The sequence below is a fragment of the Mumia sp. Pv4-285 genome, assembly GCF_041320275.1.
Taxonomy (GTDB): domain Bacteria; phylum Actinomycetota; class Actinomycetes; order Propionibacteriales; family Nocardioidaceae; genus Mumia; species Mumia qirimensis.
In genome coordinates this window covers 4313600-4339804 of record NZ_CP162023.1, presented here as the reverse complement: position 1 = coordinate 4339804, position 26205 = coordinate 4313600, and the positions used below count along the sequence as shown (strand labels likewise).

Annotated in this window: 20 protein-coding genes; 10 read left to right on the top strand and 10 right to left on the bottom strand. The window is 71.0% G+C overall.

Annotated elements, in window-relative coordinates; translation table 11 throughout:
- The first annotated feature begins 7 nt into the window (after positions 1–7).
- From AB3M34_RS20710 to AB3M34_RS20695, 4 genes are all read left to right on the top strand, one after another.
- The gene (locus tag AB3M34_RS20710) at positions 8–751 is read left to right on the top strand and encodes a GNAT family N-acetyltransferase (protein WP_370616747.1); all 744 of its coding nucleotides are present in this window, start codon (positions 8–10) and stop codon (positions 749–751) included.
- A gap of 184 nt (positions 752–935) precedes the next feature.
- A complete protein-coding gene (locus tag AB3M34_RS20705) occupies positions 936–1859 on the top strand; it encodes a MetQ/NlpA family ABC transporter substrate-binding protein (protein WP_370616746.1) in 924 nt (307 codons plus the stop codon).
- Positions 1860–1862: 3 nt separating this feature from the next.
- Entirely contained in the window at positions 1863–2891 is a 1029-nt protein-coding gene (locus AB3M34_RS20700) for a methionine ABC transporter ATP-binding protein (RefSeq protein ID WP_370616745.1), read from the top strand.
- A 35-nt stretch (positions 2892–2926) separates the two neighbouring features.
- The gene (locus AB3M34_RS20695; RefSeq protein ID WP_370620085.1) at positions 2927–3577 is read left to right on the top strand and encodes a methionine ABC transporter permease; all 651 of its coding nucleotides are present in this window, start codon (positions 2927–2929) and stop codon (positions 3575–3577) included.
- A 66-nt stretch (positions 3578–3643) separates the two neighbouring features.
- Here the strand turns inward: AB3M34_RS20695 and AB3M34_RS20690 are convergent, their stop codons facing one another.
- The 4 genes from AB3M34_RS20690 to AB3M34_RS20675 all read right to left on the bottom strand — a co-directional run bounded on the left by AB3M34_RS20690 (position 3644) and on the right by AB3M34_RS20675 (position 10125).
- Positions 3644–3871, bottom strand: coding sequence for a hypothetical protein (locus AB3M34_RS20690; protein WP_370616744.1), 228 nt, complete (start codon positions 3869–3871; stop codon positions 3644–3646).
- 85 nt (positions 3872–3956) lie between these two features.
- Complete coding sequence (locus AB3M34_RS20685; RefSeq protein WP_370616743.1) at positions 3957–5183, bottom strand: FlgD immunoglobulin-like domain containing protein; 1227 nt, start codon at positions 5181–5183, stop codon at positions 3957–3959.
- Between the two features lie 160 nt (positions 5184–5343).
- Entirely contained in the window at positions 5344–9042 is a 3699-nt protein-coding gene (locus AB3M34_RS20680) for an Ig-like domain repeat protein (protein WP_370616742.1), read from the bottom strand.
- A gap of 171 nt (positions 9043–9213) precedes the next feature.
- Positions 9214–10125, bottom strand: coding sequence for an ornithine cyclodeaminase family protein (locus AB3M34_RS20675; protein ID WP_370616741.1), 912 nt, complete (start codon positions 10123–10125; stop codon positions 9214–9216).
- Positions 10126–10255: 130 nt separating this feature from the next.
- On the opposite strand from AB3M34_RS20675, the gene AB3M34_RS20670 reads away from it, so the two are divergent.
- Positions 10256–12388, top strand: coding sequence for a HelD family protein (locus AB3M34_RS20670; RefSeq protein WP_370616740.1), 2133 nt, complete (start codon positions 10256–10258; stop codon positions 12386–12388).
- A 58-nt stretch (positions 12389–12446) separates the two neighbouring features.
- On the opposite strand, the gene AB3M34_RS20665 is transcribed toward AB3M34_RS20670, so the two are convergent.
- Positions 12447–14528 (bottom strand): discoidin domain-containing protein, encoded by a 2082-nt coding sequence (locus tag AB3M34_RS20665; RefSeq protein WP_370616739.1) that lies wholly within the window; start codon positions 14526–14528, stop codon positions 12447–12449.
- Positions 14529–14658: 130 nt separating this feature from the next.
- Here AB3M34_RS20665 and AB3M34_RS20660 point away from each other — a divergent pair, with 130 nt between their 5' ends.
- From AB3M34_RS20660 to AB3M34_RS20645, 4 genes are all read left to right on the top strand, one after another.
- Positions 14659–16296: a metallophosphoesterase family protein gene (locus tag AB3M34_RS20660; protein WP_370616738.1), complete on the top strand. Its 1638-nt coding sequence runs from the start codon at positions 14659–14661 to the stop codon at positions 16294–16296.
- Positions 16297–16363: 67 nt separating this feature from the next.
- The gene (gene pnuC, locus AB3M34_RS20655; protein ID WP_370616737.1) at positions 16364–17008 is read left to right on the top strand and encodes a nicotinamide riboside transporter PnuC; all 645 of its coding nucleotides are present in this window, start codon (positions 16364–16366) and stop codon (positions 17006–17008) included.
- Positions 17005–18135, top strand: coding sequence for an AAA family ATPase (locus tag AB3M34_RS20650; protein ID WP_370616736.1), 1131 nt, complete (start codon positions 17005–17007; stop codon positions 18133–18135). Before pnuC ends, AB3M34_RS20650 begins: the two co-directional genes overlap by 4 nt.
- Positions 18136–18289: 154 nt before the next feature.
- Entirely contained in the window at positions 18290–20182 is a 1893-nt protein-coding gene (locus AB3M34_RS20645) for an anthranilate synthase family protein (protein ID WP_370616735.1), read from the top strand.
- A gap of 28 nt (positions 20183–20210) precedes the next feature.
- Here AB3M34_RS20645 and AB3M34_RS20640 read toward each other — a convergent pair whose 3' ends face one another.
- The 4 genes from AB3M34_RS20640 to AB3M34_RS20625 form a co-directional block, all read right to left on the bottom strand.
- Entirely contained in the window at positions 20211–21173 is a 963-nt protein-coding gene (locus AB3M34_RS20640; RefSeq protein ID WP_370616734.1) for an endonuclease/exonuclease/phosphatase family protein, read from the bottom strand.
- 118 nt (positions 21174–21291) lie between these two features.
- Positions 21292–22653 carry a S1C family serine protease gene (locus AB3M34_RS20635; RefSeq protein WP_370616733.1) on the bottom strand — a complete coding sequence of 454 codons (1362 nt, stop codon included), beginning with the start codon at positions 22651–22653 and terminating at the stop codon, positions 21292–21294.
- Between the two features lie 63 nt (positions 22654–22716).
- Positions 22717–24132, bottom strand: coding sequence for a sensor histidine kinase (locus AB3M34_RS20630; protein WP_370616732.1), 1416 nt, complete (start codon positions 24130–24132; stop codon positions 22717–22719).
- Between the two features lie 13 nt (positions 24133–24145).
- Positions 24146–24838: a response regulator transcription factor gene (locus tag AB3M34_RS20625; protein WP_370616731.1), complete on the bottom strand. Its 693-nt coding sequence runs from the start codon at positions 24836–24838 to the stop codon at positions 24146–24148.
- On the opposite strand from AB3M34_RS20625, the gene AB3M34_RS20620 reads away from it, so the two are divergent.
- Positions 24837–25274, top strand: coding sequence for a VOC family protein (locus AB3M34_RS20620; protein WP_370616730.1), 438 nt, complete (start codon positions 24837–24839; stop codon positions 25272–25274). The two genes, AB3M34_RS20625 and AB3M34_RS20620, sit on opposite strands and share 2 nt — an antisense overlap.
- 21 nt (positions 25275–25295) lie before the next feature.
- On the opposite strand, the gene AB3M34_RS20615 is transcribed toward AB3M34_RS20620, so the two are convergent.
- Entirely contained in the window at positions 25296–26189 is an 894-nt protein-coding gene (locus tag AB3M34_RS20615) for a fructosamine kinase family protein (protein WP_370616729.1), read from the bottom strand.
- Positions 26190–26205: the final 16 nt, after the last annotated feature.

Genomic DNA, 26205 nt, shown 5'->3' with positions numbered 1-26205 from the left:
TGGACGCATGCAGCTCCGTGAGGCCGGGCCCGATGACGCCGACGCGCTGACCGCGTGCGAGGAGGCGGCGTACGTCACGGGGTTGGCGCACGTCTTCGGCGACCTGACGTGGCCGGAGGCCGCGATCCGGCGCCGATGGGTCGACGAGCTCGACGAGCCCGGTGTCACGACGCTCGTCGCCGACGCGGACGGTGGTGGTGTCCTCGGGTTCGCGGCGTACGACGCTCAGGTGCTGCGACACCTCGGGATCGTCCCCGGTGCCTGGGGGAGCGGCCTCGCGGTCGGTCTTCACGACGAGGCGCTGCGGCGGCACGGGGATCGCCCGATCCGACTGTGGGTGATCGAGGAGAACGCGCGTGCGCGCCGCTTCTACGAGCGCCTCGGCTGGGTGCTCGACGGGCGACGCACGGCGAGCGAGTGGCCTCCGCACCCGGTGCAGGTCGGGTACAGCCTCGGTGGGTTCACGGCCCGGGTCGACCACAGCCACCTCTTCAGGGGTGCGGTGGTCGTGGTCGACGTCGGGCCGGCCGTCGAGACGACCGACCTCGACCCGATCGGGATCACGTTCGCCGACGGGTCGTACGCCCGCGCGTCCGTGCTGCAGGACGGGCGCCGCGCTCTGGTGCTCGCGGTCGACGCGTACGCCACGGCTGCCGGCACGACGCTCGGTCCCCGGATGTGGGTGGTGCGCGGGATCGAGGAGGGCGAGAACGTGCGCCGACTGAGGACGGGTTCTCCTCTCGGCGGGTGAAACAGCGTGGCGTCTGTCACGCGCTCCCGCGACGATCCCTGTGTTTCCAGGGCATTTCGTGGATGGCCAGAATCTCGCATGGTGAGATCCCTGGCCAGGATGCGGAACCGCGACGCAGTCTCGAAGGGTACGGGGCAAACATCCCCGTACCCGTTACCGAGACCACCGCATCGAGGAGCACACGATGTCCGACCAGACCCCGCAGATCGCACCGCCGAAGTCACGCAAGGGGGTGTGGATCGTCGCTGCGGTCGTCGCGCTCGCGGTCGTCGTCGGCGTCTTCTTCGCCGTCCGCGGTGGAGGCGACGACGCTGCCGCCGGCACCACGAAGGTCAAGCTCGGTGTCGTCGGCGCGAGCGACCCGTACTGGAAGACGTTCGAGGACGAGGCCGCCAAGGAGGACATCGACCTCGAGGTCGTCGACTTCGCCGACTACGCACAGCCGAACCCGTCGGTCAGCGAGGGCGAGATCGACATCAACCAGTTCCAGCACATCATCTATCTCGCCGACTACAACGTGAAGAACGACGACGACCTCTACCCGATCGGGTCGACGGCGATCTACCCGCTCGGCCTCTACTCGGAGAAGGTCGACTCGCCGGACCAGATCGAGGACGGCGACACCGTCGTCGTGCCGGACGACGACACGAACCAGGCACGGGCGCTGCTGCTGCTCCAGTCGGCCGGCCTCATCACGTTGAAGGACGGCGGCAGCCCGTTCTCGACGCTCAACGACGTCGAGGACTCCTCGCGCGTGAAGGTCCAGGCGATCAAGGCCGACCTCACTCCGACCTCGCTGCCGGACGTCGCGGCCGCGGTCATCAACAACGACTTCGTCGAGAAGGCCGGCCTGAAGTTCTCCGACGCCATCGTCACCGACGACGCGAGCGACCCGAGCGCCCAGCCGTACGTGAACATCTTCGCCGTGCGCGCCGAGGACAAGGACAACGCGACCTACCGCAAGCTGGTCGAGATCTACCAGAACAGCCAGCCGGTCATCGACGGCGTCCAGGAGGTCTCGGGCAACACGGCGGAGATCGTGAAGATCCCCGGCACGGAGCTCGAGGGCACCCTGCAGGACGTCCAGTCGCAGATCGAGGCGCAGTAGTCGATGGCTCTCGTCGAGATGCGTGGCGTCTCGAAGGTGTTCCCGGCAGCGTCGCGCAACGGCACCGCCGTACGCGCGATCGATGACGTCGACCTCGACGTCGAGGCCGGGGACATCTACGGGATAGTCGGCTACTCCGGCGCCGGCAAGTCCACCCTGATCCGCCTGGTCAACGCGCTGGAGAGCGCGACGTCCGGGTCGATCCGGGTGGACGGCACGGAGATCACCGGCCTGCGCGAACGGCAGCTTCAGAGGGTCCGGCTGGGGATCGGGATGATCTTCCAGCAGTTCAACCTTCTCCGGTCGCGCACGGTCTACGGCAACGTCGCCTACCCGCTCCAGGTCGCCGGAGTCGGCAAGGCCGAGGCGCACGAGCGCGTCGCCGAGCTGCTCCAGTTCGTCGGTCTCGCGGAGAAGGCGCACACGTACACCGACCAGCTCTCGGGTGGCCAGAAGCAGCGCGTCGGCATCGCCCGGGCGCTGGCGATCTCACCGAAGCTGCTGCTCGCGGACGAGTCCACCAGCGCGCTCGACCCCGAGACCACGCAGGAGGTGCTCGGGCTGCTGCGCCGCGTCAACGCAGAGCTGGGCATCACGATCATGGTCATCACCCACGAGATGGAGGTCGTGAAGTCGATCGCCCACAAGGTGGCCGTGATGGAGGACGGACGCATCGTCGAGCGCGGGCCCGTGTTCGACGTCTTCTCTGAGCCGCAGCAGCCCGTGACGCGCAGGTTCGTGTCGACGATCATCGACGACGTACCCGACCGGGACGCGTTGGCCGCGCTGCACGCCCGTCACCCTGGCCGGTTCGTCCGCATCGCCTTCCGCGACGAGAGCGTCCCGCAGGCCGAGGTGTTCGCCGAGCTGATCCGGCGTGACGTGACCTTCGAGCTGGTCCACGGCGGCATGGAGGACGTCGGCGGCCGTACGTTCGGCAACCTCACGCTGTCCCTGCGAGGCACCGACCCCGACGTCGATGCCGCGCTCGCCGCGATCGGCTCCCGCGTCGAGACGAGGGAGCTGCGATGAGCGCGCACGCACTGGTCGGCACCGTCGACACGAACATGAGCGACCTCTGGCCGCTGTTCTGGGAGTCGACCTGGCAGACGCTCTACATCGTCGTCATCGCGCTCGTCCTCGGTGGCATCGTCGGGATGGTCCTCGGCATGGCTTTGTACGTCACGCGCCCTTCGGGTCTCTATCCGAACCGAGCGGTGAGCGTCGTCCTCAACGTGTTCGTCAACTTCTTCCGTCCGATCCCGTTCGTCATCCTCATCGCGGCCCTGCAGCCGTTGGCGCGGCTGGTGGTCGGCATCGGGATCGGCAACCGGGCGATCATCTTCGCCATGACGTTCGCGGCGGCCTTCGGGATCTCGCGCATCGTCGAGCAGAACCTCGTCACGGTCGACCCGGGGGTCATCGAGGCGGCGCGGTCGATGGGGGCGAGCCGGCTGCGGATCATCCGCACCGTGCTGGTTCCCGAGGCGCTCGGCCCGCTGATCCTCGGCTACACCTTCGCGTTCGTCGCCATCGTCGACATGTCGGCGATCGCGGGCGTGATCGGCGGCGGCGGGCTCGGCAACTTCGCCCTGCAGTACGGCTACCGGCAGTTCGACACCGTCGTCACCTGGACCGCGGTGATCATGATCGTGCTCATCGTGCAGGTGGTGCAGTTCGGCGGCAACTTCCTCGCCCGTCGCGTGCTGCGCCGCTGAGCATCGGCTGCTCCTGGTACGACGAAGGGCCCGGCACGTTCGCGACGTGCCGGGCCCTTCGTACGGTCACTTGCTGGGCTCGATGTTGCAGTCGATCTTCGGGTTGGCGCCCACGTAGTTGAGCGGGCCGGCAATGATCGTCACGGCGATCGTGCTGACCTTCGCGCAGTTGGCGTCGGTGCCGCGGAAGTATCCGCGCTGCGCCGCCGCCAGCGCTCCGATCACGAGCCACACGACGACGATGACGGTGACGATCTGTCGGGTGGACGCTTTCCTTGACGTTCTGGTGGACATGGGTCCTCCTGGGGGATGTCCGCCGCGGGGTCGGTGGACGATGCGCCACATTAGCGAGGCTGGTGGGCCGCCGCAGATTGCCAGCTCAGCCGTGGGCCTGGAAGCCCGCGGTCGGGGCGACGCGCGCGCGGCGGGCGGTCGGGTCGACGAGGACGCGGTACGCGGTGCGGATGCGGAACGCCTTCACGTCGTAGCGACCGGTGTACGCCGTGCCGATGGTCCAGGTGATCCATCCCTCGCGGTCCACGTAGCGACGCAACGCGGAACCCGACGCCGAGAAGACGGTGCGCGTGCCGAACTTCGGCGACAGCCGGCGCGTCTTGCTGATGTCGTCCCACGCTGCGGTGACCCCGAACCCGAGCGCGGAGTTCTTGCGCGCCTTGGTGTGGCCGCCGCCGACTGCCTTGACCGTGAACGAGCGGTAGTCGTGGACGCCGGTTCCGCGACCGGCGAAGTAGGCCTCCGTGATCGAGCGCCTCCCCTTGCTCGTGCAGCGGTGGTTGCTCGACACCGCGAGCGACCGGCGCCACGCCTTGCCCTTGCGGGCGGGCTTCACGATCTTGCCGCACTTGCCGACGTACGAGCGCCACAGGAACGCATGCGGCGACACGGTGACGTTCTCCGTGACCGTCACGAGTCGCTTCGCGGACACGGCGACGTTCCGCGCCGGGCTGTAGCCGACGAGGCCGTCGGTGTCGACGAAGCGCGAGCGCGCGCGGTACGTGCCCTTCGGCAGGATGGCTCCGGCGGTGGTGCGCCCGGTCCAGCGCGCGCTGCGCGCGGCGCTGGACCACACGACGGCGCCGGCACCGTTGAGAACCTGCAGCGAGGAGGTCGACGTGACCTCGCTCGTCGGGGCGGGGCCGGTGAGCGTGACGGCATCGCCGTAGCCGTCGACGTACGGGAAGACCGTGCCGGCGGACGCACTCGGCGCCGCGGCCGCACGCGGTGCGACGAAGTTGGCGCGGACGGTGGCGGAGTCGACGGGGGCCGATCCGTCGACGGCGGCGCGGATGCTGGCGGTGTAGGCGCCGTCGGCGACCAGGGCGCCGCCGGTGGCGCGGCCGTCCCAGACCGCGCTCACGTCACCGGCCGGAAGGTCGATCAGCGGCAGCGACACGACCACCTCGGACCTGCCCGCCGGGCGGACCTCGACCACACCCGAGGGGATGGCGTCGGGAAGCGTGAAGGTGAGGGTCGCCGACCCGCCGGGTTTGACGACGTTCGGGCTCGCCGTGCCGGCCTCGGCGGGCGAGACCGCCCCGAACGGCAGCAGGGCAACGGCGAGGGCAGGGACAAGGGCGCGACGCATGGGTACCTCGGCAGGGTCGTGCTCGCCGGGGTTGGCGTGCGGAGCGAGCGTACGACGAGGCAAGGCGCTCCGGAACGGAGTTCTCCGAACCGTGACCTGACGAGGGGCGGCGACCTGCCCGAGCAGGTCGCCGCCCCTCAGTGGAGCGAACGGCGAGGGGTCAGCGCTTGACGGTCACCACCTTCACCGCGGAGGTGCTCGCGCCGTACCGGGTGTCACCGCTGTAGACGACCTTCACACGCAGCCTCTTCGCGGTCGGTGCCTTGTAGGCGACCTTGACGGTGCCCTTCTTCGAGACGGTCAGGCGTACGGTCTTGACGACCTTGTACGCTCCGCCGCCGCTCTTGACGTACACCTTCACCGTGCCGGTCGGCTGGGCCCCGGCGACAGCGCCACGCACCTTCGCGGTGACCGTCAGCCTCTTGCCGCGCTTGACCGACGCCTTCGAGGAGACGGTCGCCGTGGTCGACTTCTTCGCCACCCGCAGCGACGCCTTCGCCGTGGAGCTGGCGTCGACCTCGTCGGTGCCGAGGAACGTCGCCGTGATCGCGTACGAGCCGGGGGAGAGCGTCGCCGGCAGGGCGAAGCTCGCACGGCCGTCGGTCAGGCGCACGCTCCGCCTCGCGGACCCGTACCCGATCTGCACCGTGCCGTCAGGGGAGCCCGCGACCGCGACCTGTCCGCGCACCGCGGTCCCGAACGTGCTGGTGCTCCCGGAGAGGACGAGCGCGATCGTCGACCTCCCCTTCTCGAGCGTCAGCGAGATCGGGTCCGAGGTCGAGGCGTCGGCGCTCGCCGTGGCGGCGAACGATGCCGCGAGGGTGTGCGTGCCGGCCTTCAGGCCGGTCGCCTCGAACGTCGCGGTGCCGTCGACGACCTCGGCGGTCCCGAGGGTCGTGGCGCCGTCGGTGAACGTCACCGTGCCGTCCGACGCCCCGGTGACCGTCGCCGTCATGGTGACCGGCTCGTTGATCACCGGCAGCGCCGGGTCGATCGCGAGCGTGGTCGTCGTGGTGGTGAGCACCGTGAGGTCAGCCGCGGCCACGCGCAGCGAACCCGCGCCGGAGGCTGTCACCGCGAGCGGTCCGGTCGGCGTCCCCTCCGGCACCGCGAGGTCGTACGACACCTCACCCGCCGCGTCGGCCGTCGCCGATCCCGCCGGCGCGCCGCCGAGCGTGAACGCCACCGACTCGCCTGCACGGAATCCGGTCCCCGCGACCGTCGTGGTCTCCTCCGCCGCGGGAGTCGGATCGCTCACGGTGAGCGCGTGCGCGGTGTCGCGGGCAGCGAGCTCGGCGCAGGCGTCACCCGGCGTCCCGACCGCCGGCAGAGGCGACGCCGTACCGGTCAGGCCGTCGTCCTCGCGGACGGTCAGCCAGTCGAGCGCCCCGGTGCCCATCACTCCGCCACCGGTGTTGGTGACCGTGACCCGGAAGTCGACGTTCGCGGCTGCGGACGGGTCGGCATCGCCGTAGGTGGGACCGGAGACGACCTTGCACACCTCACCTGGAGCGAAGACGACCTTCTGCATCGCGCGGCCGACCTTCGACGTGGCGCTGGCCGTGCCGAGCACCGAGGCGTAGGCCACCACCGGCTCGTCCGACGGACGGTCGAGCGCGACAGCGACGTCGACCGTGCCCGGTCCGCGGCCTTCGTCGACGCGCTGGGCGCCGACGTTCACCGAGGACCGCGTCCTCGACTCGGGGTTGCCGAGCGAGGTCGACTCGAGCGCGAGGTCCGACAGGAGCACCGCACCGGCCGCTTCCGTACCGGCGCCGAGCCGGACCTCACGCAGGTCGGCGACGTCGATGCCGAGGCCGCCCAGCGGCAGGTTCACCTGCTGGAGCACGATCTTGCCGAGCATGGCCGCGCCGGTTCCCGTGCTGATCGGCAGACGCTGGAGCGCGAGCGGGTTGAGCTCCGACACCTTCGTGGTCACCGTGGCACCCGAACCGTCGACCAGGGTGATCGCCAGGTCGGTCGCAGCCGCGACGGACTCGTCCGCGGCGACCTTCAGCGAGAGCCGGTCGTACGACGAGGCGTCACGCGCGCCCTTCGGGACCGTGATGCGCACCTCGCCGGTGGCGCTGGTCCACGCGAACCTGCCCATCGGTGACGCCGGGACGTCCTCGCTCCACCGCATCGCGGCCCAGTGCGGGACCTGCGCGCTGGCGAGCGCGGTGGTCGCGCAGCCCGGCAGCGGCTGCGACACCGGGCGTCCCGACTGGCTGGCGCAGACCGCGATCGAGCCGGTGCCGTACGGGCGCAGGGTGTTGCCGGCCTCGGTGAACGTCTCGATGTCCGTGCGCGCGGACGGTGCCTGGACGGCGGTCGTACGCACGTCCTTGCCGACGAGGTCGCCGGCGACCGCACCCGTACCGTCGAAGATCGGCAGGAGCTGCTCCTCCTCGCCCAGCGTCAGACGGAAGAAGCCGGCGACGAGCGCGGTGCCGACGTCGTACTGGTCGGACGGCGTCATCCGGATGCTCGTACCGGCGACGGCCTCGGCAGTGCCGCAGACCGGGTCGGTGGAGCGGCTCCAGTCGTCCGAGACCGAGTACGGGTAGACGCCGGGGGTCCAGACGGTGTTGAAGAAGTTGTGGTTCGCGCCCATCACCCACATCGCCGAGCGGAGCACGTCGTCGTCGAACGCGTAGCGCGAGTCGTCGAACATGTGCTGGCCCTGCTGGTTGGAGACGTCGCCGTCGCAGTACGGCAGCAGGGTCATCATCGTGACGTCGGGGATCGTGAACCGGTTGAAGTCGACCGGTGCGAGCGGCAGGACGGACCTGATCGCCCACGGCTCGTCGAGAGCGGCGTTGAGCACCGCAGCCGACGCCACGCCCTCGCCTCCGCGCGAGTGACCCATGAGGCCGATGTTGGAGAAGTCGAAGCGGCCGACGAGGTCACCGGCGGTCAGCGACGCCTCGTGGGCGGAGTCGAGCATCTCGTCGTCGGTGTCGGCGAGCGCCTGGTCGAGGGTGACGTCACGGTCGAGCGCGTCGTCGTGCAGCGAGATCGCCTTGCCCGCGTCGGCGTCCTTCAGCAGCGAGAGGGTGTCGAGCGTCAGCTGGCCGCGGGTCAGCTGGCCGTAGTCGATCGACAGCTGGTTGTCGTTGGCGTTGATCGCGTTGGCCGAGATCGACACCACCGCGTAGCCGTGGCTGGCGAGGGCCCGCGCGGCGCCGTCGTACCCCTGGTAGCTGGGGATCCGGACCTGGTCCGGGCCGCACGGCCAGCGGTTCGGGTTGGGGGTGCCCTGCGAGCAGGAGCTGTGGCGGCCGTGCATGAAGATGACGACGGGGCGCGCTCCGCCGGTGCGGGGGAGATAGACCTTGCCGCGCACCTCGCCACGGATCCCGCCGATCGAGGCCAGGTCGAGGGCCTGGTCGCCGAAGTCGTAGATGTCCTCGTCCCACGCGTACGAGCCGAGCGCGGCCGGGTCGTCCGTGATCTTGGTCTGCGCCTCGGAGACGTCCGGCGCATCGACGACGGCCTGACGGCCGGCCGCGGCGTCCTCGAGGTCGACACTCTCGACGCTCGACCAGCCGGGTTCGAGCGTCGTCGCGCTCAGCACGGACGCGTCGGAGGTGATGGCCGTGAGGCTGCTGCCGTCGGCGGACTCCGCCGCGAGCCCCACGGCGTGACCGTCGGCCTCGATGGTGGGCGCGTCCGACCTGATCGGGAGCGGCTCGTCGAGCTCGACCGTGACCTCGTAGGCCCCGCCGAGGTCGGTGACGGTCCAGCCGTCGCCCGAGCGCAGGGGTGCGTCCTCGGCTGCGGCAGCCAGCGGGACGGCGACGACGGCGCTCATGGCGAGTCCTGCCGCCACCAGGCCGTGCACGAGGCTCCGGCCCATCGTGTTTCGTCTCAAGGTGACTCCAGTTCGGCGTCTGGAAGGGCAGACGCTGACCGCGAGGAGCGCTGGTTCGGCTCCCCGCGTGAACGCTAAAAGTCCGCAATGCGTGAATTGAGACGACGGTGTGTCAGGAACGTTAAACCGATGGCCGGTTCCGGTCAGTCCGGCCGATCAGTCCAGCCCGGTGAGCTTCGCCAGCAGGTACGGCTCGGTGCCTGCGAGCCCCACCGAGTAGAAGAGGCAGAGCTGGTCCTGCGACGTCCTCCCGGCCGCCGCTCCGTCGAGGACGGCGCCGAGCTCCTGGAGGTGGTGCTCGACGCGGGTCCCGACCACCGTGCTCGGCGGGTCGTACCCGAGCGCCTGGGCGCGCGAGTCGGTGACGACCACGTCGGCGGCGTCGAGGAGGTCAGTCCCGATCTCGTGCCGGTCCCTCTGCTTCGGCCCGAGGGTGGCGACGTACGCCCCGGGCGCGAGCCAGTCGAGCGCCACGACCGGGCTCGCGCTCGGGGTGGCGCAGACCACCATGTCGGCCCCGTCGACCGCGTCGCGCGCAGACGTGACGGCGGTGCACGGGACGCGGAAGTGCTCCTCGGCCCGGCGCGCGAATCCGGCTCGGTGGCCTTGGTCGCGGGCGAACACCCGCACCTCGGCGAGCTCGCGCACGGCGGCGATCGCCCAGAGCTGTGTCCATGCCTGCGTGCCTGCTCCGATCAGCGCGAGCCGGCTGGCCCCCGGGTTCGCGAGAACGTCGGCGGCGGCGCCCCCGAGGGCACCCGTACGGCGCGGGCCGAGCTCGGCCCCGATCGCGAGCGCGTGGACGCGGCCGGCCTCGGCGTCGTGGACCACGACGACCTGCTCGCCCGCGACGAGCCCAAGGGTGTCGTACGCGCGGTAGCCGTACCAGGACCCGTCGAGGTGCCCGGCCGTCACGACCAGCGCGCCCGCACCGATGTCGGCGGCGACGCGAGCGGGCGCGTGGAGGTCGCCGCGGTGCGCGGCGACGGCGGCCTCCTTCATCCAGCGCACCGCGTCCGGCGCCCTCAGGGTCGCGAGAACGGCGGTGTCGGTCAGCAGCTCGGCCATGGTCCCAATGTCTCAGAGCGTGGGCCAGGTCACGGGGCTGCGCTACCGGTGCGCCGGTACTGCGGTGGGAATGAGGATGCCCCAGATAGACTTGAGAGTTCTGTCAATGGTGTCGTTTCCGAGGAGCTCCGTGTCGGACCCAGCTACCCCGCCGTCGGCCGAGCAGCGAGAGATCGCTGACGAGCAGGCGTACGTCGACGTCGTCTACGGTCGGCTCGAGGCGTCGACGAAGGCTGCGCAGGCGCTCGCCCGTGAGGGCTACGCCCGCGGGCACGTCGGCCACGAGGGCGGACTCGTCGAGCGTGACGCGATGGTCTACCAGGCCTCCAAGCGGATCGCCGCCCTCAACGCCGCCCACGAGGGGCTCGTCTTCGGGCGCCTCGACCTCGTCGATGGCGACAAGCGCTACATCGGCCGGATCGGCGTCCGCGACGCCGAGCGCGAGGTGCTGCTCATCGACTGGCGTGCGCCGGCGGCGTCGGTCTTCTACCAGGCCACCGCGCAGGATCCCGCCGGAGTCGTGCGGCGTCGCGTCCTGCGCAGCCGCGGCGCGAGCGTCGTCGGCGTCGAGGACGAGCTTCTCGACGGCGACAACGCCCCGGCCGACATGGTCGTCGTCGGCGAGGGAGCGCTGCTCGCGAGCCTGAGCCGCGCCCGCGACGCGTCGATGCACTCCGTCGTCGCGACCATCCAGAAGGAGCAGGACGAGGCGATCCGTGCGCCCAGCCGCGGCGCCACGACGATCGGCGGCGGCCCGGGCACCGGCAAGACGGTCGTCGCGCTGCACCGCGCCGCGTACCTCCTCTACGTCGACCGACGCCGCTTCGAGTCCGGCGGCGTCCTCGTCGTCGGTCCGTCGGGCGTCTTCATGAACTACATCGAGCGCGTGCTGCCCAGCCTCGGTGAGACGTCGGTGACCCTGCGCTCGCTCGGCGAGGTCGTCGACGGTGTCTCCGGTCGCCGTCACGACGCCTCGGCGGTCGCGGCGATCAAGGGCTCGGCGCGGATGCTTCAGGTCCTCACCCGGGCCGCGCGCGCCGCACAGCCCGGAGAGCCGACGGCGTTCCGCTACTTCTACCGCGACGACGTGCTGCGGCTCGACGCTGCTGCCCTGCACCGGCTGCGGCTCCAGCTGCTGTCCGGGCAGCAGCGCAACCGTGCGTACGGCAGGGTCCAGAAGACGCTGCTCGACGCGCTGTGGTCGCAGGTGGAGGGCGAGCGGGCGCTGGAGAAGGAGCGCGACGAGTTCGACAAGGTCCTCACCTCCGACGACGCGTTCCTCGACTTCGCCGCGGCCTGGTGGCCCCCGCTCGACGCGGTCGACGTCTGGGAGTCGCTCGGTGACGCCGACACGCTGCGCCGCCACGCCGAGGGCGTCCTCAAGCGGACCGAGATCGACCTGCTCGCCTCCGCCTGGCGCAGCGCTGACGGCACTCCGTCCATCGAGGACGTGCCCCTGATCGACGAGCTCCGCTACCTCCTCGGCGAGGTGCCGCCGGAGGACGCCGACGACGACCCCTACGACGTGAAGCAGCTGATGTCGTTCGAGCGCGAGGAGTCCGCCGTCCGCAAGCAGCGGGCCACCCAGTCGATCGAGGACGACTCGTACGCCCACGTCCTCGTCGACGAGGCGCAGGACCTCTCGCCGATGCAGTGGCGGATGCTCGGACGCCGTGGCAAGTACGCGAGCTGGACGATCGTCGGTGACCCGGCGCAGTCGTCGTGGCCGTACCCGGACGAGGCAGCAGCAGCACGGGCCGCCGCGCTCGACGGCAAGGACGAGCACTACTTCCGGCTGTCGACGAACTACCGCAACTCCGCGGAGATCTACGACCTCGCCGCACAGGTCGCCCGGGTTGCGATCCCGGGTGCGGACACCCCCGACGCGGTCCGTCGTACGGGCGAGGACCCGCGCCACGAGCTCGTCGCGCGCGGCGACGTCTGGTCCGCGGTGCGCAGCGGTGTCCGCGACCTCGCCGCCCGGGTCGAGGGCACGATCGCCGTCGTCGTCCCGGCCGAGCGTCGTGACGAGGCGACGGCGGAGCTCGCCGAGGAGCTCGGCGACCTGGATCGGCTGCGGATCCTCGACGGGCTCGACACGAAGGGGCTGGAGTTCGACGCGGTGCTCGTCGTCGAGCCGGACGAGGTCGTCGCCGAGGGTGAGGCGGGGTGGCGCACGCTGTACGTCGTGCTCACCCGCGCGACCCAGCTCCTGCTCACAGTCGGCTCGACCCGCCGTTGGCTCGACCGCGTCGAAGGCTGACCGCGAGTCACCCCGGTCTGACCGCGAGTCACCTCGGCCGGGGCGCCGCAGCGACGCGTCAGCTGAAGACGCCCAGCTCGCGGATCGAGATGCCGTACTGCGTCGCGCGCTTCTCGCTCACCACCCGAACGTAGCGGGCCGACGTCGTCGGGACACGTACGACGTCGGTGCCGCCGTTCGACGCGGTGACCGTCGCATCGGTCGACCACGCGGAGCCGTCGAGCGACGTCTCGATGCGGTAGCGCGAGGCGTACGCGTCCTCCCAGTCGATCGTCACCCGCGAGACCTGGCGCGGCGTCGCGAGGTCCACGCGGAACCACTCGCTGTCGCGGCCCCAGGCGCTCGCCCAGCGCGTCGACAGTGAGCCGTCCACGGCCTGCGGCGGCTTGAGCCGTCCGAGCAGCGTCCACTCCGTCGAGCTGGCCGTTGCCGCGGCCCCGCGGGCCAGGTTGGTTCCCGGTGCCCATCCGGCCGACGCGTTCCAGGTGTCGAGGTACGACTGGGCTCCGGCCATCAGGTCGTCGGTGATCTCCGACCCCGCCGTACGCCGGAGGCTCTCGATCCAGTCCGGGACCATCCCGTAGTGGGCCACGCCCTCGACGTTGTAGTCCCACACGCGCTGGCCCGTACGCTGCCGGTCGAGCACCGCGCCGCCGTCGACGGACGTGAACGGGTACGTGATCCGCTGGGCGTCGTCCGCCGGAGGAGCGGGCGTCCCGCCGAAGCCGTTCATGTCCGTCCCGTAGCCGTAGCCCACGCCGTACTTCTCCCGCAGTGCGCGAGTGGCCTGCCAGTCGGCGACGTACTCGCCGACCGAGTGGCCGTACTGCGTCGCGAACCCGCCCAGCTGGTAGAGCCGCTCCGTCGACGTGCCCGCGAGCCAGCTGTGGCTCGACAGCGCGCCGGGATAGCCGGCAGCCTCCATCAGGTCGAACGCGCGGTCGGCCGCCTTCGCGCTCATGTGGTCGAGCTCGACCATCATGTTGCGCTGCATCATGCCCTTGAGCGCGTACTCGCCGAGGTCGGACAGGCCCCTCGGATTGCAGTGCGGCCCGGTGGGATAGAGCGGCAGGACGGCAGGGAGACCCGGGATGATCGCCAGCTCCTTGGGGATCACGCCGCCGATCACGGTGTTGTCGGGGGTCTGGCCGGGCTTGCACGGCTGCGGGTTCCACCAGGTGCCGGTGGTCAGGAACTGCCCGACGTTGACGATGAGGCCGGTCGTCCCCTCGTCGTAGCGGACGCCGCAGAGCGCGTTGTCGAACTTGTGGCAGAGGAACATGCTGCTGACGCCGAGACCCTTGAGCTCGTCGAGCCCCCGGTCGATGTCGCCCTTGCTGCACTGGGCGACGCCGAGAACCTGCTTGCAGCCGAACGGCTCCGACACCTCGACGCCGAGGACGACGGCCAGCTTGCCCTGCTCCACGACGCTGCGCGCCTGCTGCGGCGTGGTGACCACACGGAACCAGCCCTGGCCCGCGCCGCCGTACTGCGCATCGACGTACGCCTGCAGCTCGTACGTCTTGCGGGCCTCGCGGCGGACGGCGTCCATGTCGTTGCACGGGGCCTCGTTCGGGCCGGCGACGACTCCGAGGATCGTGCAGAGGCCGGTGTTGGAGACGAGGTCGTTGACCATGATCCGCTGGCCGCCGCGCCACGCCCGCTCGACCCACTTGTAGTACATCTGCTGGTGCGTGAACGACGAGTACGTCGGCCACTCCGGGAACGTCGGCCAGCCGGTCGTGTCGTGCGCGTCGAGGGGACCGGCGCCCTTCGCGGAGTTCGTGAGGTTCTCGAGCAGCGAGACCCGGTGGCCGTCGCAGTCCTTCAGGGCGTCGGCGATGCCGCCCGGGCTGAAGGTCGCGCCGCAGACCGCGTGCCCGCCGAAGCCTTCGTCGGAGAACATGTGCGTGTGGGCGTCGACGTAGCCGCGGACGTCGCCGTCCGGTGCGGTGCCCGTGAACGGAGCGCCGGTCACGTTGACCTCGGACTCGACCGCCGGCGGGTTCGTCGGCTCCCACCACTCGCTCTGCGCCTGTGCCGAGGACGTCGCGGCGAGGATGCCGACGACCACCGCCAGGGCGGCGCCCGTCGCCGTCGTCCGCCTGCCACGCCTGCGTCGATCTCCGCTGCTCCGCATGGCCCGTCCTCCGCTCGGAAGTGCATCTGGGTGCCCCGAATGTTAGATGCGTCACATCTTGGGCGCCAGTCCAAGTGGAGGACGTGCACGCCGAGCTCGCGTGTTTCGGGCGTGCGCCACACTAGGTGCGATGCCTTCGCCGAACGAGTCACTCGCATCCGATCCCGCGCCCGCCTCCGTACGCCCGCGCCGGCACCGCTGGGTGCTCGCCGTCGCCGTGGTGGCCGTGGGACTGGTCGTCGCGTTCGTCGTCGGCCTGACCACCTTCACGCACGCCCACCGCACCGTGCTGGTCGGCGCGCACAGCGGGACGGTCACGCCGACGTTCGACGGTCATGCGACGCTCGACTTCGGCTCGGTGCTGCCGCGCATCCGCATGGCCGTCGACCAGCCGTTCGACCTCGGCGTCTCGATCGATCTCGGTGAGACCGAGGCCGACAGCCTCAACGAGCTCGTCGCCCGCGACGCCGTCATCGCCTCTCAGCCGGAGGCCGAGATCGCGCAGATCGGTGCCGTGGTGCGCGACATCGCCATCGCCTCGGCGTTGCGTGGGCTCGGTGCCGGGCTCGCAGTGGCGATCCTGATGGTCGCGGTGTGGATGCTCGTCGGACGACGGCGACGGCGAGAGATCGGCGGACGCCTGCGTGACGCCGTCCGACAGCGGCACCTCCAGCACACCCCGTTGCGGGCGCTGGTCGCGCTCGCGCTGGCGCTCGTACTCGCCGGTGTGCTGCTGACCTGGCCGGAGCCCGCCGAGGAGACGGTCGCGGACGTGCGGTGGCGGCCGATCGCGGAGGTCTATCCGGAGATCGCCGCCGAGGTCGACGAGGGGGACCTGACCGGCGTCCAGGTCTCGTCCGGGAGCGCCACCGACGCGAGCCGTTCGATCGTGGAGTCCGCGATCAAGACGTACGACACGTCGGTGAAGTTCTACGGCGCTCTCGCCGAGCGCGTGCCCGAGGTCGCCGACCAGCTGCGTCAGCCGGAGGACGGCGAGACCGTCGCGGTGCTCGTCTCGGACCGGCACGACAACGTCGGCATGGACAAGGTCGTCAAGGCGGTCTCGGACGAGGTCGGCGCGTCGCTGCTCATCGATGCCGGCGACGACACGTCGACCGGTGGCTCGTGGGAGGGCTTCAGCATCCGCTCGCTGGCCGAGCAGTTCCGCGACATGCCGGTGGTGGCGGTCGCCGGCAACCACGACGAGGGTCCGTACGTCACCGAGCAGATGGAGAAGGCGGGTTTCACGGTGCTGGACGGCGAGCCCGTCGAGGTCGAGGGCATCCGCTTCATCGGCTTCAGCGATCCGCGGAGCTCGGGACTGACGGCGGGCTGGAGCCAGGGCGACACCTCCATCAAGCAGCAAGGTGAGGAGCTGGCGGAGACGTCGTGCGAGGACGGCGGTGTCAGCACGGTCGTGGTGCACAGCCCGACGACGGGGGAGGAGGTCGCCGACTCCGGCTGCGTCGACCTCGTCGTCTCCGGTCACCTGCACGTCCAGCGTGGGCCGACGGCGCTGATCTCGGAGGACGGACGACGCACCGTCACGTTCACGAACGCCAGCACCGGTGGCGCGGCGTTCGCGTTCGCGCTGGGCAGCAAGCTCCGTCGCCAGGCGCAGGCGACCCTCATCACCTACGCCGACGGTTCCCCGGTCGGCATCCAGCCGGTCAACTTCAACCCCGACGGCTCGATCGGCGTCGAGGAGTACGCGGCGTTCGACACGCTTCCGGTGCTGTCGGAGGAGACGACGACGGCGACCGACTGACCACCCTTTTATTGTCGAACTGACCAATATCGCGATATGGTCGTTCTGACAAGAAAGGATGGAGACGATGGAGCTCTTCTTCGAACCGGCCTTCACGGCGTGGGGCGAGCCGTTCTCGTGGGCCGAGGTGATCGGCGCGGTCACCGGTGTCCTCTGCGTGTGGTGGGTCTCGCGCGAGGTCATCTGGAACTTCCCGGTCGGCCTCGCCAACAACGTCTTCCTGCTCGTGGTGTTCATGGACGCCAAGCTGTACGCCGACGGTGTGCTGCAGATCGTCTTCTTCGCTCTCGGGGTCTACGGCTGGACGGTCTGGGCCCGCGGCACCGGCGGAGGGCGCGACGGGGACCAGGAGCCCGTCCGCCGGACGACCCGGCGCGAGTGGGTCGGGCTCGCCGTCGCGGGCGTCCTCCTCCTGGGCGCGAGCTTCGCCTGGCTCCGGCACTTCACCGACTCGCCGGTGCCGTTCTGGGACAGCCTGGCGCTGGCCCTCAGCCTCGTCGCGACGTACGGGCAGGCCAGGAAGCTTGTCGAGTCGTGGTGGGTGTGGATCGCGGTCGACGTCGTCTCGGTGCCGCTGTTCCTCAGCCGCGGCCTCCCGCTGATCGCGCTGCTGTACCTCGTGTACGGGATCATCTGCATCCGCGGCCTGATCGCCTGGCGTCGCGCGCTCGTGCGGCAGGAGGCTCCGGTGGCCGAGGTGGTGGCCGCATGAACGTGCGCACGCCGCACGGCCTCATCATCGGCAAGTTCTACCCGCCGCACGCGGGCCACCACCTGCTGATCCGCACCGCCGCCGCCGTCTCGCACCGGGTGACGGTGCTGGTGCTCGACCATCCTGCCGAGTCGATCCCGGTCGCCGACCGCGTGGCTTGGTTGCGCGAGGTGCACCGTGACGACGAGGGCGTCGCGATCGTCGGTGCGACCGATCCGCACCCCGTCGACTACGAGGACCCGGACGTCTGGGACCTGCACGTCGGCCTGTTCCGCGACCTAGCGGCGACGGTGACCCCCGAGCCGGTCACCGCGGTCTTCAGCTCGGAGCCGTACGGAGAGGAGCTCGCACGTCGACTCGGCGCCCGCCCGGTCGCGGTCGACCCCGACCGCGTGCTGGCTCCCATCAGTGCGACCGCGGTCCGTCAGGACCCGGTCACACACTGGGAGTCGCTGGCGGAGCCGGTCCGCGGCGCATTGGCCTGCCGTGTCGTGGTCGTCGGTGCGGAGTCGACGGGCACGACCACGGTCGCCCTCGCGCTGCGCGACGCCCTCCGCGCCCGCGGTGGGAGCCACGGCCTGACGCGATGGGTGCCCGAGCACGGTCGCGACGCCACCGTCGAGAAGCTCGCGACCGCGCGTGCGCAGGCGGGGGTCGACGGCATCGCGGCCCCGCCCACGATGGACGAGCTGGTGTGGCGCAGCGACGAGTTCGTCACGATCGCCCGCACGCAGAACGCGCTCGAGGACGCTGCCGCGCGGCTCGGTGGCCCGGTCCTGGTCTGCGACACCGACGCCTTCGCGACCGGCATCTGGCACGAGCGGTACGAGGGGACCCGGTCGGCGGCGGTGGAGGATCTTGCCCGCCACCACCCGCTCTACCTCCTCACCGACCCCGAGGGCGTCCCTTTCGTGCAGGACGGCCTGCGCGACGGCGAAGGGATCCGTGACTGGATGACAGGCCGGTTCGTCGAGGCCCTGGAAGCCAGCGGACGACCGACGGTCGTGCTCAAGGGGTCGCTCGAGCAGCGCGTCGCGGACGGGCTCGCGGCGATCGACGCGCTGCTCGCCGCGCATTGGCGCTTCGCGGCGCCCGTCACCCCGGTGAACGGTGCCGCGTCGCTGTGAGCGCGCGTGCGCTACAGTCGCGCCCATGACCGCACGGACCACGCTTGGTTGGTGGCGCCACCTCTAGGTGGCGTCTCGTGCTGTTTCCCAGACCCCGCCTCCTCGGCCGCGTCTGGAGATCGCGTCGGCCGACGAACCCGTACGAGGACCGACGATGAACGCTCTCGAGCATCTGCTCACCCTTCCCGCGTACGCGATCATCCGCGTGCGCGACTCCGACCGTGTGCTTCTCCTCGGCGGCACCCGCACCGACGTGGACTCGCTGCTCGACGTGCCTCTCGCCCCAGCCGTGGCTCCGCCGGCGGGAGCGAAGGCCTCCCCTTCGTACGACAACCTCGTCCTCGTCCCGTACCGCCAGGTGCGCGAGCGCGGCTTCGACGCCCACGACGACGGCACGCCGCTGTCGGTGATCGCTGCGGAGACGTCGGTCGAGGTCGGGCTGGACGAGCTGCTCGCCGCGCTGCCCGACGGAGAGGTCGCGCTCGACGACCGTGGCGGGTTCGAGACCGACGACGAGACGTACGCGGCGATGGTCCGCACCGTGATCGACTCCGAGATCGGCCAGGGCGAGGGTGCGAACCTCGTGATCGGCCGTCACTACCGGGCGCGGCTGGCGGACTGGGGGCCGACCGGAGCCCTGACGGTGCTGCGCCGGCTGCTCGAGCGCGAGCGCGGTGCGCACTGGACGTTCCTGATCTTCACCGGCGAGCGCTACCTGATCGGTGCGAGCCCCGAGCGGCACGTGAGCGTCGACGCGGGCCAGGTCCGGATGAACCCGATCTCCGGCACCTTCCGGCTCCGCGGGCTCGAGACCCAGGCCGACCGCAAGCGCGAGCTGCTGCGCTTCCTCGACGACGAGAAGGAGATCTACGAGCTCTTCATGGTCGTCGACGAGGAGCTCAAGATGATGTGCGACATCTGCAGCGAGGGCGGCATGGTTCTCGGGCCGTACCTCAAGCCGATGACGCACCTCGTCCACACCGAGTACCTCCTCGCCGGCCGGACGCACCGTGACGTGCGCGAGGTGCTGCGCGACTCGATGTTCGCGGCCACCGTCACGGGAAGCCCGGTGGAGAACGCCTGCCGGCTGATCAAGAAGTACGAGGCCGAGGGGCGCGGCTACTACTCGGCGGCGGCGGCACTCATCGGCCGGGACGCCGACGGCGAGCCGACGGCCGACTCGCCGATCCTGATCCGGACCGCCGACGTCGACCTCGACGGCAACCTGAAGGTGACGGCGGGGGCGACCCTGGTGCGCGACTCCGACCCGCACCACGAGACGGCGGAGACGCACGCGAAGGCGGCGGGGGTGCTGAGCGCGTTCGGACTGGTCCCCGCCGCACCGGCACCGACCGCAGGGTTCGACGCGTTCGCGCACGACGACGAGGTGCTCATCGCACTCGGGTCGCGCAACCAGCGTCTGAGCCAGTTCTGGCTGTCGGACCAGGCGGGTACGGCGCCGGCGGCCTCGCTCGCGGGCAAGCGCGCGCTGATCCTCGACAACGAGGACGACTTCGTCAACATGCTGTCGCACGTGCTCGGAGTGCTCGGGATCAGTGCCGACGTCGTACGCCACGAGGCCTACGCCGGCCCCGAGACGTACGCCGGATACGACCTGGTCGTGGTCGGACCCGGTCCGGGAGACCCGCGCGAGCTCGACGACCCGAAGATCGCTGCCGTACGCCGTGCCGTCGACGACCTCCGCGGCTCGCGTACGCCGTTCCTCGCCGTCTGTCTCGGTCACCAGGTCCTGTGCGGTGCGCTCGGGCTCGACCTCGTCTACAAGGACATCGTGTTCCAGGGGACGCAGTCGGTGCTCCCGCTGCGCGGGCGGACGGAGACGGTCGGCTTCTACAACACCTTCGTGGCGCGCGAGCCGTCGGCGGGGCTTCCCGAGGGCGTGAGCATCGAGACCGACGCCGCGTCGGGAGACGTGCACACGGTGGCCGGGCCGGGCTACCGCGGGATCCAGTTCCACGCCGAGTCGATCCTGACCCAGCACGGCGACCGCCTGATCGGCGAGATGGTGGCCGAGCTCCTGGCGTGACTCGCGGTCGGGCCGGGGCGACTCGCGGTCAGGGCACGCGCAGCCGGGCGATCACGCCGGCGTGGTCGGTGCCGTCGATCGTGAAGGTGTCGGCGGTGTACGGAAGCGCCCCGCGGCTGAGGACGTGGTCGAGAGCGACGAACGGGGGCACCCACGTCGTCCCGCGGGGCCAGGTCGGCGCCAGCCGCGGCCCGGCCGCGTCCACGGCGTCGACGAAGCCGTCCGCGAGCCTCCGGAACACCGGGTGGTCCGACGACGCGTTGAAGTCGCCGGCGAGGACGACGGGGATCCCGTCGGGCTGCGCCCCCGCCCAGATCCGCAGGTTGTCGAGCTGCCGCCGCCACGCGCTCGCGCCGCCACCGATCGGCGGCCACGGGTGGACGGCCCGGATGCGGACGATCCTGCTGCTCACGACGAGGTCTGCCGCAGGCTGCTCGAACTCGTACGCCCCCGGCTCGGCGGGTTGGATGACCGGGGAGAGAGGATGGCTGGCCAGGATCATCGAGCCGGCCACGGGATTGTCCCTGGCCGCGTGCATCCGGAACGGCATGAGATCGCCCATCCCGGCGGCGTCGAGCGCGCCGAGGTACGCGGCGTCGGCCTCGAGCAGGACGAGGACGTCGACGTGCCGCTCGCTGACGAGCGCGACCACCTCGGTCGGGTTCGCCTCGCCGTAGTCCGCGTTCAGCGACGCCAGCACGAAGTCGCGACCCGGCGTGCGTGCGTCGACCGCGCCACCGTCGTGCGTCAACGCCGTCGCGGCGACGTACGCCGCAAGGACGAGCGCGGGTGCGTACCAGGCCAGCAGCCGCCACCTGCGCAGCACCAGCACCCCGAGAACGGTGAGCGCCGTGAGCACGACCCACAGCGGTGCGAGCGCCTGGACCGCGGGGACGGTGCCGCGCGCCGTCACGTCGAGCCAGCGGGACGCCAGCGCGACGGCGAGCCCCACCGGCACCAGGCGGCCGAGGACCCGCAGGAGGGAGTGCACGGGGCCAGTCTGCCGTGCGGCGCGCCGTGCTGGACACGGAAACGGCGGGCGGGCGGGCACAAAAGAGAGGGCCGTACGCACGTCGTTGTGCGTACGGCCCTCTCCGGAGGGGACTGGGTCAGGAACCCAGGGAACCACCGTCGGAGTCCAGCGTGACGTCGGCCGTCTTCTGCTCGCCGCCGCGCATGTAGGTCACCTTGACCTTGTCGCCGGGCTGGTAGCCGCGGACGGTGGCGACGAGAGCGTCGGAGGAGGCGATCGCCTGGTCGTCGATCCGGACGATCACGTCGCCGGTCTCCATCCCGGCCTTCGCGGCAGCGCTGTCGTCGCTGACCGACTTGACCTCGGCGCCGATCGTCGTCATGCCGTCCGACTCGACGGCGTCCGAGACGGTGACGCCGATCCGGGCGTGCTCGACGGTCTTGCCGTCGACGAGCTGTGCCGCGACGTTCTTGGCGAGGTCGATCGGGATCGCGAAGCCGAGGCCGATCGAGCCCGAGTCGCTGCCACCGCTGGTGCGGATGGCGCTGTTGATGCCGATGACGGCACCGTCGGCGTCGACCAGCGGCCCGCCCGAGTTGCCCGGGTTGATCGCGGCGTCGGTCTGGATCGCCGGGAAGACGTTGCTGGTCTCGGCCGACTCGCCGGCCTGGACCGGGCGGTTGAGGGCCGACACGATGCCGGTCGTCACGGTGCTCTCGAGACCGAACGGCGAGCCGATCGCGACGACCTGCTGGCCGACGCGGAGGTCGGCGGAGCTGCCGAGCTTCGCCGGCGTGAGGCCGGTCTTGTCGGCGGCCTTGACGACCGCGAGGTCGGTCACCGGGTCGCGTCCGACGATCTCGGCGCGAGCGATCGAGCCGTCGTTGAACGACACCGTGATCTCACCACCGTCCGCAGCCGCCTCGACCACGTGGTTGTTCGTGAGGATCTCGCCGTCGCTGCTGATGACGATGCCGGTGCCGCTGCCGCTCTCCTGGCTGCCGCGCACGTTGAGCTGCACGGTCGACGGAAGCACGGACTGCGCGACCTTCTCGATCTGCGTCTCGGGGATGGCGCTGTTCGACACGTTGGACGCATCGAGCGAGGAGGTCTGCGTGCCGGTGCTCGCGTCGTCGTTGAGCGCGTTGTAGCCGGCGGCTCCACCGAGTCCACCCACGAGGCCGGCGACGAGGGCACCCGCGACCACGGCGGCGGCGAGGCCACCGCTGCGGGTCTTCGGCTTCGACGGCGGCGGCGTCGGCGTGTTGGGGGTGAACCCGAACGGGTACGGCTGGGTGTGCTCGGCCGCACGCTCCTGTGTGCCGGTGGCGCCGTAGCGGTGGGTGTACTCCGCGCCGGCCGGGGCGCCCGAGGTGCTCGGGTACCCCGTGCTGCTCGGGTATCCCGTGCTGCTCGGAGCCGCGTAGGAGGGAGTGGGCTGCGGCGCCGGCTGCGGTGCCGGACCCGTGGGGTCTGACGGGCGGGATTCTTCGTTCATGGCTTCAGCATGGCGCGCGCTTCTTAGAGGTACCTGAGACGTCCCTAGGAGCACGAGAAGACCTCAGGGGGCTGGTGCGGGACGCGGCGGGTCGTCTCCGACCGCTCCCTGTCCCGGGATCCGCAACGTCATCAGCGCGCCGCCGTTCGGGCCCCGGGAGGCCGTGACCGTGCCGCCGTGGCGCTGCGCCGCCTGCGCGACGATGGCGAGACCGAGCCCGGAACCGGGCAGGCGGCGCGCGTCGCGCGAGCGGTAGAAGCGGTCGAAGACGTGCGGGAGGTCCTCGTCGTTGATCCCGGGTCCGGCGTCGGCGACCGTGAGCACGCCGTCGCGCAGGCGTACCTCGATCTCGCCCAGCGGCGGGCTCCACTTGGCGGCGTTGTCGAGCAGGTTCGTGACCGCACGCTCGAGCGCACGGGACTCGCCGACGACGATCCACGGCTCGAGCTGCACGTTCATCGAGATGCCAGGAGCTCGCCGCTGGACCCGCTCGACCGCGGTCTCGACGACGTCGACGAGGTCGATCGGCTCGGGGTCGGGGGCGCCCGCATCCCGCGCGAGCTCGACGAGGTCGCCGACCAGCGTCGCCAGCTCGTCGAGCTGGGCATGGACGTCCCCGATGAGCTCGCGCCGGGCGGCCGCGGACATCCCGCCGCGCGCCTCGGCCTGGCCTAGAAGCTCGATGTTGGTCTTCATCGAGGTGAGCGGCGTACGGAGCTCGTGACCGGCGTCAGCGACCAGCTGCCGCTGGCGCTGCTGCGACGCGTCGAGCGCCACCATCATCTGGTTGTACGCGACGGTGAGGCGGGCGAGGTCGTCGCGCCCGTGGACCGCGATCGGCTGCAGCTCCTCGGTCCGCGCGACCTTCTCGACGGCGGTCGTGAGCCGGCGGACCGGGCGCAGTCCGCTGGTCGCGACGACCGACCCGAGCAGTCCGGCGACGAGCACGCCGAAGGCGCCGACGGTCCACAGCACGACGCGCAGGCGTTCGAGCGCGGCATCCATGTTCGCGAGGGACTGGCCGAGGACGAGCGCGCGGCCCGGTCCGGCGTTGACGGCGACGATGCGATAGCTGGTGCCGCCGATCTTGGAGGTCCGCAGCGAGGTCGACTGTCGACCCGCCGCCACGGCGAGCTCGTCTCGTCCGACGAAGCTCTCGAGCCCGGTGTAGTCCTTGTCGGCCTCGATGACGGCCATGTGGACGTCTGCGGCGAGGAGCGCAGCCTCGGGCAGGCCTTGGATGTCGGCCTCGGTGACGACTCCCGCGCGCACGGCGGCCGTCGCACGCGAGACGAGGTTCTCGTCGACCGACGAGGTGAACTCCGACTTGACGCTCACGTAGATGATCGCGCTGAGACAGGCGAGGGTGATCCCGACGGCGGCTGTCGTCAGGATCGAGATGCGGGCGGCCAGCGAGACGTGCTGGGTGTGGTCGTGCAGCCAGCGACGCCACGAGCGGGTGCGAGCGGGATCGGTCACGTCGGGCGACCCGTCACGGTGCGGTCTCCCGCAGGACGTAACCCACCCCACGCATGGTGTGGAGCAGACGCGGCTCGCCGTCGGCCTCCAGCTTGCGCCGGACGTAGCCGACGTAGACCTCCAGGGAGTTGGCGGTCGTCGGGAAGTCGAAACCCCAGACCTCCTCGAGGATGAACGAGCGCTCGAGGACACGCTTCGGGCGCTCCATGAACAGCTCGAGCAGCGCGAACTCCGTGCGTGTGAGCGAGATCGATCGGTCTCCGCGCTGGACCTCACGCGTGGCGGTGTTCATCGTCAGGTCGGCGAACTCGAGGACGACCTCCTCGTCGTCGCCCTCGGGCGGGCGGGTCGCTCGGCGCAGCAATGCGCGGAGTCGGGCGAGGAGCTCGGCGAGCGCGAACGGCTTCGTGAGGTAGTCGTCCGCCCCGGCATCGAGACCGTCGACGCGTTCGTCGACCGCGTCCTTCGCCGTGAGCACGAGGATCGGGACGTCGTTGCCGGCCGCTCGCAGGGCGCGTGTCGCGTCGAGGCCGTCGAGCCGCGGCATCATCACGTCCATCACGATCGCGTCGGGATTGATCATCGGGACGCGTGCGAGCGCCTCGGCGCCGTCCGACGCGACGTCGACGGCGTACCCGTTGAACTCCAAGGAGCGGCGCAGGGAGTCACGGACCGCCCTGTCGTCGTCGACCACGAGGATGCGCATGCATGCCAGGGTGCCAGGTTCGGCTGAGGGAGACCTGAACGGCGCCGAAGAAGCGGACGGCTCGCCTTCTGCGTCGTACGTGTCCGAGTTCTACCGTGAGCTCCTCGGTCTTCGCTACCGGCCGGGCGACGAGCCCGGCTCATCGGCGACCGACGACCCCCCGGGCTGGCTGGCGCTGGTGGACGGGGACGACAAGCGCATGCTGGCGTTCCAGAAGGTGGAGCGGCTCGAGCGGACGACCTGGCCGAGCCCGGACGTCCCGATGCAGCTGCACATCGACTTCACCGTGACGGACCTCGCCGAGCTCTGCCGCCATCGCGAGCGCGCGGAGGCCCTCGGTGCCGAGCTGCTCCTCGACCGCAGCGACGACGCCGAAGAACCTCTCTTCGTCCTCGCGGACCCGTCGGGCCATCCGTTCTGCATCTTCGTCGCCTGACGGCGCCGTCCGGTCGCGCTGCTAGCCCGCCGGGTCGGGTCGTGGCAGCTCGCCGGCGAGCACGTACGAGGCAGCAGCCACGGCGCGCTCTCCGTAGCCGCCGCCGAACAGCGCGGCGTGCACGAGCAGCGGGTGGAGCTGGTGCAGCGGCACGCGAGACTGCCAGCCCTCGGCGAGCGGCGACACCTCGTCGTACGCGTCGATGATGCGCTGGAGGTGCTGGATGCCGAACAGCGCGAGCATGGCGAGGTCGGTCTCGCGGTGGCCGCCGTGCGCCGCCGGATCGATGAGGTAGGCACGGTCCTCGGTCGACCAGACGACGTTGCCGGACCAGAGGTCGCCGTGGATGCGCGCCGGGGGCTCGGAGGGTCCGGCGAGCTCGTCGAGTCGTCGGACCACCTCCTCCACGGGGGCCGCCTCCTCGGTGGTCATCGCGCCGCGGTCGACGGCGACCTTGAGGTAGGGGAGGACGCGGCGCGTCGCGTAGAACTCGGTCCACGTGGTGGCGGGCTTGTTCGGTAGCGGGGCGAGGCCGATGTAGCCGTCGCGGGCATAGCCGAACTCGTCCGCACCGGCCGCGTGGGTGGTCGCGAGTCCGCGGCCGAACGACTCGGCCGCGTCGGTCGTCGCCTTGCCCGGCTCTATCCAGGAGATGACCAGGCAGTCCTCGGCGACACCGAGCACGTCGGGGACGAGCGCACCGCCGGCCTCGCCGAGCCACTGCAGCCCCTCGGCCTCGGACGTGTAGAAGTCGTGCGGAGCCTGGGGTCGCGTCTTCATCACGGCGCTGCGACCGTCGGTCAGACGCAGCCGGGTGGCGGTGTTGGTGTCGCCGCCGGCCACCGAGGTCGTCGCGACGACCGTGACCCCCAGCAGTGCCTCCGCCTTCGCTGCGATGCCCCCCATGCGCGCCATGAGCAGACGGTACACA